The following is a 10,348-nucleotide window of genomic DNA, read 5'->3' as shown; positions in this document are numbered from 1 at the left end:
TCCAGCCGCAGCCGCAGCCGTACAGCCCGGCCGTGGCCGCAGGGTCCAGCCGCAGCCGCAGCCGTACAGCCCGGCCGCAGTCGCTCAGCCATGAAAGGAAACCTCCGCCATGCCCACTGCCGAGGCACCGCAGGCAGACGGCACCTACCAGGTGCTCCGCGACCGTCTCGCCGCGCACGCCGCCGAGCTGGCCCGGCGGGCGCAGGCGCTGAACGCCCGCCGCGCCGAGGAGTTTGGCTCGGCGCGGCTGGACCTCGCGCGCACCGCCCGCCTGTGCACCGAGCACCCCTGCGTGCCGGGCGACGTCGTGGCCGTGGGGGACGCCCTGCTCTTCGGCGCGACCGGCGCGACCGGCGGAGTCACCGACGTGCTCGCGCTGTACGACCGTGACGGCGAGCGACTGCCCGAGGACGCCGTACCCGGCCTCCTGGACGACCCCGCGTTCCGGCGCGAGTTCGCCGCGCTGCACCGTTACTACCGCGAGGCGAGCCTGCTGCGGCTGCGCCGGGTCGACGGCCGGCTGCTGGCGGTGTTCCGCACCGGTGAGAAGGCCGACGACGTCCGCGCCCTGCGCTGGTCGCAGGCCGCGGACGGCCGCGTGGAGTTCCTGGACGCGCGCGGCGACCGCGACGACGCCTTCCCGCCCGCTCACGACGTGACGTGGACGCCGACCGGCCGCGAGGACCATGTGCTGGGCCGGGAGCCGTACGTGGCCGTGCCCGGCGGGGTGGGTGTGGCGACCGTCGGCGGCGCGCTCACGGTGCGCGGCCCGGAGGGCGAGGAGCTGTACACCGAGCCGGTGCAGGAGCCGCTGCAGTCCCTCGCGGACGCCGGTGTCGCGCACGCCCGGGTGGGCCCGCTGGTGCTGCTGCGGGTGCGGCCGTACAAGGAGGACGCCGACCGGTACCTGGTGTTCAACACCCTGACCCGCGCGGTGGTCCGGCTGGACGGCATCGGGCAGGCCTGCCGCCGGCTGCCCGAGGAGCAGGGGATCGTGTTCCCGGGCGGGTACTGCCTGGCCACGGGGGCGCACAAGACGTACGACCTCGACGTCCACGGCCTCGAGTTCGAGCGCGAGGTGCGCGCGCCGAACGGCGAGGACGTGCTCTACGCGTTCCGGTCCCGGGCCGGGGGCCGCGCGCTGCTGCTGTCGTACAACACCCTGCGCAAGGAGGTCGCGACGCCGCTGCCGTGCCGGGGCTGGGCGCTGTTCGAGGACGGCGCCCTCGCGGTGCTGCGCGCCGACGGCGACGTGCCCGCGCACACCCATCCCGTGCAGTGGTGGACCTCGCCGTACGTCTCCGACACCCAAGCCGCCGCCCTGCGCACCGGCACCGGGGCGCTCGCCCGGGTCGGCAACGCGGACCTCGTGCGCGGGCTCGCCGACTGCCTGTCCGTGGCCCGGCTGGTGGCCGACGGCATCGCGACGGGGGAGGGCTACCGGGCGCTGGTGGCGGCCTGCGTGCGGGCCGGTGACACCCATCACTGGCTCGCCGAGCCGGAGCTCGGCGAGCTGCGCGGTCCGTTGGCGGCGGTGCGCGAGACCGCCGAACAGGTGATGGACGAGTTCGAGACCGTGCGCGAGCTGACGCGGCAGGCCGACGGGGCGCTGGAGGAGGCGGCCGAGCGGATCGCGGCCGTGGTCCGCCGACTGCGCGGCGAGGCCCCGCGCGAGGCCGCCGCCTGGGTGCGTGGACTGACCGAACTCCGGCACGCGCACGGCCACCTGCTCACCCTGAGGGAGCTGCGGTACGCGGACACCGCCCGGGTGGACGCGCTGGCCGCCGAGGCGGAGGCCGACCTCGCGGCGTTCGGGCGGCGCGCGGTGGCGTTCCTGGCCCGCGAGGACGCCTTCGCCGGTCAGCAGGGCGAGGTGGAGCGGCTCGTCGCGGATGCCGGCGCGATCGGGACGGTGGCCGCCGCCGCGCCCGTCGCCGACCGCCTCGACGACCTCGCCGACGGGCTGCGCACGGTCACCGAGGTCGTCACGGGCCTCGACATCGCCGACGCCACCGTGCGCACGGCCGTGCTGGAGCGGATCGCCGACGTGCTGGCCGGCGTCAACCGGGCGCGGGCCACGCTCGACGCCCGCCGCCGCTCCCTGCGCGACCAGGAGGGGCGCGCCGAGTTCGCCGCCGAGACGGCCCTGCTCGCCCAGGCCGTCACCGCCGCGCTCGCCGCGTCCGGCACGCCGGAGGCGTGCGACGACCAGCTCGCGGCGCTGCTGGCCCGGCTGGAGGATCTCGACGGCCGGTTCGCCGAGTACGACGACTTCCTGGCCGAGCTCGGCGGCAGACGCACCGAGATCTACGAGGCGTTCGCCGCCCGCAAGCAGTCCCTCGCCGACGCCCGCGCCCGCCGCGCCGAGCAACTGGCCCTCTCGGCGGAGCGGGTGCTTCGGACGGTGGCCCGTCGCGTGGCGACGCTCGCCGACGCGGACGCCGTCACCACCTACTTCGCCTCCGACCCGCTGGTCGCCAAGGTCCGCCGCACCGCCGACGACCTGCGCGCCCTCGGCGACAGCGTGCGCGCCGAGGAGCTCGACGGCCGCCTGAAGGCCGCCCGCCAGGAGGCGGCGCGCGCCCTGCGGGACCGCACCGACCTGTACGCCGACGAGGGCCGCACCTTGCTGCTCGGCGGCCACCGCTTCGCCGTCAACACCCAGCCGCTCGACCTCACCCTGGTCCCGCACGGCGACGGCCTCGCGTTCGCCGTCACCGGCACCGACTACCGCGCCCCGGTCACCGACCCCGGCTTCGCCGCGACCCGCCCCTACTGGGACCGGCACCTGCCCTCCGAGTCGCCCGAGGTGTACCGCGCCGAGCACCTCGCCGCCCGCCTGCTCGCCGAGCACGGACCGGCCGCCCTCGCCGCCGCCGACGACCTGCCCGCCCTGGTCCGCCGGGCGGCGCAGGAGTCGTACGACGAGGGCTACGAGCGCGGGGTCCACGACCACGACGCCGCCGTGCTCCTCGCCGCCCTGCTGCCCCTGTACGACGGCGCCGGCACCCTGCGCCACGAGCCGGCTGCCCGGGCCGCGGCCCAGCTGTTCTGGGCGCACGGCACCACCTGGGAGGCCCGCACCGCCTGGACGCGGCGTGCGGTGTCGCTGGCCCGCGCCCGGGACGCCTTCGGCGCCGTGCCGGCGATCGGCGAGCTGGAGGCGGAGCTGGCCGCCGCGATCGGGACCTGGGACGCGGACGCGGCGGGCGGCCCGGCCGCCGCCTACCTCTTCGAGGAGCTGACCGGCGGGCCCGAGGGGTTCGTGCTGGGCTCGGCGGCGCGCACCCTGCTGGAGAAGTTCCGGCACGCGGCCGGGGGGTACGGCGACGACCTGGCGGGGCTGACCGACCTCGCCTCCCGCCGGCAGGTGGTCGAGGCCTGGCTCGGCTCGTACGCGGCCGCGAGCGGCACCGAGACCGGCTCCGGCGAGCTGGCCGAGGCGGTCACCGCCGAGCTGTGCCCGGACCTTCCCCGCTACGACGCGGACGCGCCGCTGACCGCGACCGCGGAGGGCCTGCTCGGCACCCATCCGCGGCTGGCCTGCGGCCGGCTGGAGCTGCGGCTGGACGAGTTCCTGGCCCGGACCGCGCGGTTCGCCCGGTCGGAGGTGCCCGCGTTCCGCGCCTACCAGCGCCGGCGTGGCGCCCTGGTGGCCGCCGAGCGCGACCGGCTGCGCCTGGACGACCACCGTCCCCGGGTCCTGCCGTCGTTCGTCCGGGGCCGGCTCGTGGACGAGGTGTACCTGCCGCTGATCGGCGACAGCCTCGCCCGCCAGCTCGGCACCACGGGCGCGTCGAAGCGCACCGACACCGGCGGGCTGCTCCTGCTGGTCTCCCCGCCCGGCTACGGCAAGACGACTCTCATGGAGTACGTCGCCGACCGGCTCGGGCTGATGCTCGTCAAGGTCGGCGGCCCGGCGCTCGGCCGCACCGTCACCTCGCTGGACCCGGCCGACGCGCCGGACGCCACCGCCCGCCGCGAGATCGAGAAGATCAACTTCGCGCTGGCGGCCGGCAACAACACCCTGCTGTACCTGGACGACATCCAGCACACCTCGCCCGAGCTGCTGCAGAGGTTCATCCCGCTGTGCGACGCCACCCGCAGGGTGGACGGCGTGTGGGACGGCGAGCCGCGCACCTACGACCTGCGCGGCAAGCGGTTCGCGGTCTGCATGGCCGGCAACCCGTACACCGAGTCCGGCGACCGCTTCCGCATCCCCGACATGCTCGCCAACCGGGCCGACGTGTGGAACCTGGGCGACGTCCTCACCGGCAAGGAGGACGTCTTCGCGCTCAGCTTCGTCGAGAACGCCCTCACCGCCAACCCGGTGCTCGCCCCGCTCGCCGCCCGCGACCGGGCCGACCTCGACCTGCTGGTCCGGCTGGCCGCCGCCGATCCCACGGCCCGCGCGGACCGGCTCACGCCCGCCCTGCCGCCCGCGGAACTGGAGCGCGTCCTCGCCGTGTTGCGCCACCTGCTGGCGGTGCGCGAGGCCGTGCTCGGGGTGAACGCGGCCTACATCACCTCCGCCGCCCAGTCCGTGGCGGCCCGCACCGAGCCCCCGTTCCGGCTGCAGGGCTCGTACCGCGACATGAACAGGATCGCCCAGCGGCTGCGGCCCGTCATGAACGACGCCGAACGCGAGGCCGTCGTCCGGGACCACTACACCGCCGAGGCCCAGACCCTCACCACGGGCGCCGAGGCCAACCTGCTCAAACTCGCCGAACTGCGCGGCACGCTGAGTACCGCACAGGCCGCCCGCTGGGCCGAGGTGAAGGCCGCTTTTGTCCGCGCCCGCACCCTCGGCGGCCCAGAGGAGGACCCCCTGCTCCGCGCCGTCGCCGCCCTCGGCCTGCTCGCCGACCGGGTGGCGGCGGTGGAGTCCGCCATCACCCGGGCGCGCACCCGGGAGGAGGAGAGCCGGTGATCTGCTTCCTCGCCCCGCTGTCGGTCGCCGTCGTGATCGTCGCCCTCAGCACGGCGCTCCTGGTCCGCCGGGACCGGCGGCTGGCGCACCGCTGCCCGAAACGGGGCCGGCTGTCCGGAGGATGAGGCCATGCCGTCATCCTGGGCACCGGCGGGCGGCGGGGCATCCGCCGTCGCACTCGGAACCGGCCGGCCGGTCGCATCCCTTCGCCGCGGCGTGCCACCGACGATCGAGAATACCCCGGGTGGGTATATAGCGCAGGACCCTTGCGCGTCAGGACGGCTGGGAGGTCACCAGCGGCCGCAGGGCCCCACCGCGCAGGCGGTCCACCAGGGCCGGGGCGAAGCGGCGTGCCAGGAGGACGGCGACGAGGGCCACGACGCTGCCGACCAGGGCGCCCACCGCCACGTCGTGCGGGTAGTGGGCGCCGACGTAGACGCGCGAGGCGCCCATCGCGACGGCCGCGAGCAGGGCGACCGACCCGAGCCACCGGCTGACGAGGAGCAGGGCGACCGCGAAGGCGAAGGCGACGGTGGTGTGGTTGCTGGGGAAGGCGTAGTCGTCCGGGGCGGGGCACGCCTCTATGAGGAAGTCGTGGGGGAGGGCGCGGCACGGCCGGGGTTCCTCGAAGACGGACTTGATCCCGGTGTTGACCAGGTAGGCGAGGACGACGGCGAAGGGGGTGGCCAGCACGGCCGCCATCGCGGTGCTGCCCTGGCGCCGGGCGCGCCACCAGGCGACCAGCAGGAGCAGCGCGAACAGGCCCGTGCCGTACGCGGAGTACGCGGCGGCGGGCCCGTTCAGCCAGTGGGTGTGCCGGGCGAAGTCGGTGACGTCGGTGTAGAGGCCGCCGTCTATCGCCGCGCCGTCGAGGGCCTCGGTGGCGGGGGAGGAAGTCGTCATCAGGTGGGTCTCCGGGCCGTGGTTCCCGTGCGGTGCGCCCCTTCGGAAACGCACGCGGGCACAGAGCGGACGCGCAGATGAAGCACCGGCGTCCCGCAGCTGAACGTCTACAAGTGTGTAGACGTTAGCAGACGGGCGGCGGACCCGCACCACGGGCCCGCCTCACGGCTCGTCCCGCCCCTGGCGCCGGAAGTCCTCCCACGCCTGCCGCTGGATCTCCTCGGGGTCCGCGAGCAACTCGTCCAGGGGCTGCGGCGGCCCGGAGGGAGGCGGGGGCAGCGACGTGAGGGTGTCGTAGAGGTACCGGCAGGCCTCCGCCTCGGAGCGGAAACGGGCGAGGACGCGGTCCCGGGACCGCTGGCGCAGGCCGACGGCCCAGGTGTCCGCGCCGCCGCGCAGGAAGTAGTACGCGTCCGGCTCGACGGGCACCTCGTGCACGCCGGCGATCTCGTAGAACGCCTCGGGAACGCCCGCCGCGCGCAGGCGCGCGACGAGCTCCGTGCCGTCCAACCGGCCCCTCCTTTCCCGGCGTTCAGACCACCGGCACCTCGTCCAGGTACTGCGTCTTGACCAGGTCGGCGACCGTCGGGGTCGTCAGGTACTGCAGCCCCAGGCCGGGCTGCCCGAACCACGGCCGGATCGGGCCGGCCTCGACGGTGAACGGCTTGACGACCCGGTACAGGTGGTAGCTGTCCGGGAAGTCCTTCACGTAGGTGTCGAGGTTGCTCGGCGGGATCGCCCGCTTGGCGTACGGCGTGCCGGCGGGCGCGAGGAAGTTGCCGAGGCCGCTGCCGAAGAGGTCGACCAGCTGGCCCTCGTGCAGCGTCACAGGGCGCGAGTCCGGCTTGCCGTCGCGCATCAGGAAGCCGTTGTTGTCGGGATACCACCAGCCCGACTTCCCCGTCTTGGGGTCGGTCTGCCAGTAGCACCCGAGGAACCAGTAGGCGGAGGTGTGGTCCGTGCGCTGATAGCCCTTCAGCATGCTGCCGAGTACGCCGGTGTCCGGGAGGTATCTCGGCCCCAGCCGCCAGTCGCCGAGGTAGTAGCTCTGGTAGGCCGTGGACGGAGCGGAGTTGCTGCCGCGGGTGCGGTGCGAGGTCGGGCAGTCGGCGCTGTACGTCGCCCGGGGGTGGTCCGCGTGGGCCGTCGCCGGTGAGATGCCGATCAGCAGGAGGAGCGATGCCAGGGCGCTCCCCACGAGGGCGCGCAGTACGCGCATCCGGGGTCCCTTCTCTTCCGGCGCCGGCCAGGCGCCGCCTGGGGCGGGCGGCCGGCCGCGGTGACCGGTCGCCGGCCTGATCATGTGACGGCGCCAGTTCACTCCCGGTATGTCCCGGACGGCCGACGGCAGTCCGGACAGTCACCCGAACCGACCACGTCCCGTCCCCCGATGTGCCGAGCGGCCTCCCGGCGCCGACCGGCTCACGCGGGCAGGTTCAGCCGCCGGCGGCGCCGGGGCGGGAGGCCGGGGGAGCGCTCCCGAAAACAGGCGTGCGTGCGGGATCGCGACCATGCCAGCATGGCGTCGGGAAGCGAGGTCTCGTGGACGAGTTGAGGCGATTCCGGCTGGCGCTGGTCGCGTGGGCGGCCGGCGGAGCGCGGGCGGGGGCGGCCGCCGCGGCGGCCCGGGAGCTGGCGCACGGCGGCGTGCGGACGATCGTGCTCGTCGAGGGGAACAGCGACCGGGTCGCGCTGGAGGCGCTGGCCACGCGCCACGGGCGTGACCTCGGCGCGGAGGGCGTCGCGGTCGTACCGCTCGGCGGTGCCACGAACATCGGGCGTTTCCTGGACGTGTGCGGTCCCCCGGGGCTCGGCCTCCCGCTGGCCGGTCTCTGCGACGTCGGCGAGGAGCGGCACTTCCGGCGGCATCTGGAACGGGTCGGGCTCGGCTCCGGCCTCACCCGTGCCGGGCTCGAGGCACTCGGCTTCCATGTGTGCGTCGCCGACCTCGAGGACGAGTTGATCCGCGCTCTCGGAGCCGACGGCGTGCGGGACGTGATCGATGCGCAGGGCGAGACGCGCCCCTTCCACACCTTCCAGGGTCAGCCGGCCCAGCGGGACCGGCCCGTGGAGCACCAGTTGCGCCGCTTCATGGGCACGTACAGCGGCCGCAAGGCGCTTTACGCCCGGGCCATGGTCGAGCAGTTGGACCTCGGGCGCGTGCCCCGCCCGCTCGGGCGCCTCCTCACGCACGTCTGACCGGGCCGCCCGCGGCGGTTCGCGCACAGCGCCAGTTGGCGAGGCCTTACCCCCAACTCCTCTTTACGAAAGCTAGGTTGGTCGGTCATGGAGCTGGAGGAGGGAACCGTCGACGACCTGATGTCGCGGGGCAGGCACCCGGCCCCGGCCGGCCCCGGCGGGCTGCCCGCGCCCGGCCTTCCCCAGCGTGTCGACAAACCGTGTACCGGGCGCGGAGACCGGCGCGCCGCGGTGAAAGCCGTCGCTGTGCGGGACTCGGCTCCTGCTCAACCCGGTCGGCGCTCGCCACGCTTCACCCGTTGAGTACCTTCTGGACGCCCCCCGGCCATACACGGTGATCAGACTGCCGCTCGCGCGCCACGGTGACGCGTGACGAGGAGGGGATCAGATGAACCGTCTGGGAATCGCGACCGCGGCCGCCACGGCCGTGCTCCTGTCCCTGGCCGGCACCGGAGCGGCCGACGCCGGAGCGGCCGACGCCGGGACGACGCACGCCGGCACGACGCACGCCGGCACGACGCACGCCGGCACGACGCACGCCGGCACGACTCACGCCGGCACACCGAAGCTCCAGGCCCGGGACGACGCCTACACCGCGCACGCCGGCCGGACGCTGACCGTCGGCGCACGGCACGGCGTGCTGGCCGACGACAGCGGCAGCCCGGCGACCCTCGTCGCGCACACCAGGACCGCCCACGGCACGCTCGCCCTCCAGCAGGACGGCTCGTTCCGCTACACGCCCGACGCCGGCTACCACGGCACCGACACCTTCACCTACCGGATCAGCGACGCCGTACGCCTGTACCGGACCGGTCTCAAGCCCCTCGCCGACATCGGCGGGGTGTCGGTCACGGCCGGGGCGTACGGCTCGTCGCTGTACCCGGTGCCGGACTCGAAGGACGAGTTCTACGGCCTCACCGACCGCGGCCCCAACGTCGACGCGCCCAACGGCACCGACAAGGTGCTGCCGCGGCCCGGCTTCGACCCCGCGATCGGGAGGTTCCGGCTGACGGGCACGAAGGCCGTGCTGGAGCGGACCATCCCGCTGCGCGCCGCCGACGGCACCCCCTACAACGGCCTGGTCAACACCCAGGCCGGCACCGGCGAGAACCTCGTCGACCTGAAGGGCACACCGCTGCCGCACTCCCCGTACGGCTACGACTCCGAGGGACTGGTCGCCCTGCGCGACGGCACCTTCTGGGTGTCGGACGAATACGGCCCCTACATCACGCACTTCGACCGCAACGGCAAGGCGGTCGAACGGCTCTCCCCCTTCGACGGCTCGCTCCCCGCCGAGCTGGCGAACCGCGTGCCCAACAAGGGAATGGAGGGGCTGACCGTGACGCCCGACGGCCGCGCGCTCGTCGGCATCATGCAGTCCGCGCTCCAGGCGCCCGACCTGCCGGGCGGCGTCAAGGTCAAGAACGTCACCACGCTGCGCATCGTCACCTACGACCTGCGCACCCACGCCACGCACGAGTACGTCTACCTCCTCGACGATCCCAAGGCGAACAGCGGTGCGGTCAGCGAGATCACCGCGCTGAGCGCCACCCGCTTCCTCGTCGACGAACGCGACGGCAACGTCGAGCCGGGCGCCTACAAGAAGCTGTTCGCCATCGACCTCTCCGGCGCCACGGACGTCGGCCCGTCCGCCACGGTGCCGGGCGCGACGTACGACGCGGCGAAGGGCGGCCTGCTCGTCGGCCAGGCCCGGCAGACGATCGAGGCATGCGTGGGCGCCGCCGACACGGCCACCGCCACGGCCGTCCTGAAGTCCGCCGGCATCACCCCCGTCGCCAAGACCCTCGGGCTCGACCTCGGCGGCCTGGTCACCTCCCTCGACCCGACCGGCGGCTTCTTCGGCCACGACAAGATCGAGGGCGTCGCCACGACGGACGGCGGCCGCACCATCGTCGTCAGCAACGACAGCGACTTCGGCGTCGACGGCGTCTCCGACTCGACCCCGACCCCGCCCTACGCCCTGCACGCCAAGATCCTCCCCAACGGCACGCAGGACGACGGCGAGTACCTCTCCGTCGACACCGCCCGCCTTCCGGCGCGGACCGGCACGGCGACCGTGACGATCACCGTGAAGTGACACACGGAGGGGTTCCGGGACAGGCAGAGGCCCGCGCAGTGCCGGTGTGGGCCTCGGTGGGGTGTCGAGGGGCGCGGAGGCCGCCGTACGGGGATCACCGCAGGTGCATCGCGCCCCCGGCGGCCCGGGCGCGCGGGGCGCCGCGGCCTCGACCGTGAGCGTGACGGCGGCCATGGACACCGGGGGCGCGCAGGCCGGTGGGGCGCACGAGGCCGTCC

General features: G+C 74.7%; 7 protein-coding genes. 4 read left to right on the top strand and 3 right to left on the bottom strand.

Features of this window, described 5'->3' with window-relative positions; genetic code table 11:
- Positions 1-109: 109 nt before the first annotated feature.
- Together ACLU3S_RS07890 and ACLU3S_RS07885 are read left to right on the top strand one after the other, a co-directional pair.
- Positions 110-4,930 carry a DNA repair ATPase gene (locus ACLU3S_RS07890; protein WP_413951028.1) on the top strand — a complete coding sequence of 1,607 codons (4,821 nt, stop codon included), beginning with the start codon at positions 110-112 and terminating at the stop codon, positions 4,928-4,930.
- Positions 4,927-5,055, top strand: coding sequence for a hypothetical protein (locus ACLU3S_RS07885; RefSeq protein WP_413951027.1), 129 nt, complete (start codon positions 4,927-4,929; stop codon positions 5,053-5,055). The genes ACLU3S_RS07890 and ACLU3S_RS07885 overlap by 4 nt, the downstream gene beginning before the upstream one ends.
- Positions 5,056-5,203: 148 nt before the next feature.
- Here the strand turns inward: ACLU3S_RS07885 and ACLU3S_RS07880 are convergent, their stop codons facing one another.
- The 3 genes from ACLU3S_RS07880 to ACLU3S_RS07870 all read right to left on the bottom strand — a co-directional run bounded on the left by ACLU3S_RS07880 (position 5,204) and on the right by ACLU3S_RS07870 (position 7,052).
- Positions 5,204-5,833 carry a phosphatase PAP2 family protein gene (locus tag ACLU3S_RS07880; RefSeq protein ID WP_413951026.1) on the bottom strand — a complete coding sequence of 210 codons (630 nt, stop codon included), beginning with the start codon at positions 5,831-5,833 and terminating at the stop codon, positions 5,204-5,206.
- Between the two features lie 162 nt (positions 5,834-5,995).
- Complete coding sequence (locus tag ACLU3S_RS07875; protein WP_413951025.1) at positions 5,996-6,343, bottom strand: hypothetical protein; 348 nt, start codon at positions 6,341-6,343, stop codon at positions 5,996-5,998.
- Between the two features lie 22 nt (positions 6,344-6,365).
- Positions 6,366-7,052 (bottom strand): TNT domain-containing protein, encoded by a 687-nt coding sequence (locus ACLU3S_RS07870; RefSeq protein ID WP_413951024.1) that lies wholly within the window; start codon positions 7,050-7,052, stop codon positions 6,366-6,368.
- Between the two features lie 323 nt (positions 7,053-7,375).
- Between ACLU3S_RS07870 and ACLU3S_RS07865 the strand changes: the two genes are divergently transcribed.
- Entirely contained in the window at positions 7,376-8,032 is a 657-nt protein-coding gene (locus tag ACLU3S_RS07865) for a TOPRIM nucleotidyl transferase/hydrolase domain-containing protein (protein WP_413951023.1), read from the top strand.
- A 388-nt stretch (positions 8,033-8,420) separates the two neighbouring features.
- Positions 8,421-10,130, top strand: coding sequence for an esterase-like activity of phytase family protein (locus ACLU3S_RS07860; protein WP_413951022.1), 1,710 nt, complete (start codon positions 8,421-8,423; stop codon positions 10,128-10,130).
- Positions 10,131-10,348 lie beyond the last annotated feature (218 nt).

The organism is Streptomyces sp. AF1A (assembly GCF_047340315.1).
Taxonomy (GTDB): Bacteria; Actinomycetota; Actinomycetes; order Streptomycetales; family Streptomycetaceae; genus Streptomyces.
The sequence above is the reverse complement of the archived record's forward strand: the minus strand, read 5'-3'. Positions and strand labels throughout refer to the sequence as shown.

Coding starts and splice junctions, on each gene's coding strand:
- ACLU3S_RS07860 (WP_413951022.1), top strand. CDS start 8,421: ATGAACCGTCTGGGAATCGCGACCGCGGCCGCCACGGCCGTGCTCCTG.
- ACLU3S_RS07890 (WP_413951028.1), top strand. CDS start 110: ATGCCCACTGCCGAGGCACCGCAGGCAGACGGCACCTACCAGGTGCTC.
- ACLU3S_RS07880 (WP_413951026.1), bottom strand. CDS start 5,833: ATGACGACTTCCTCCCCCGCCACCGAGGCCCTCGACGGCGCGGCGATA.
- ACLU3S_RS07870 (WP_413951024.1), bottom strand. CDS start 7,052: ATGCGCGTACTGCGCGCCCTCGTGGGGAGCGCCCTGGCATCGCTCCTC.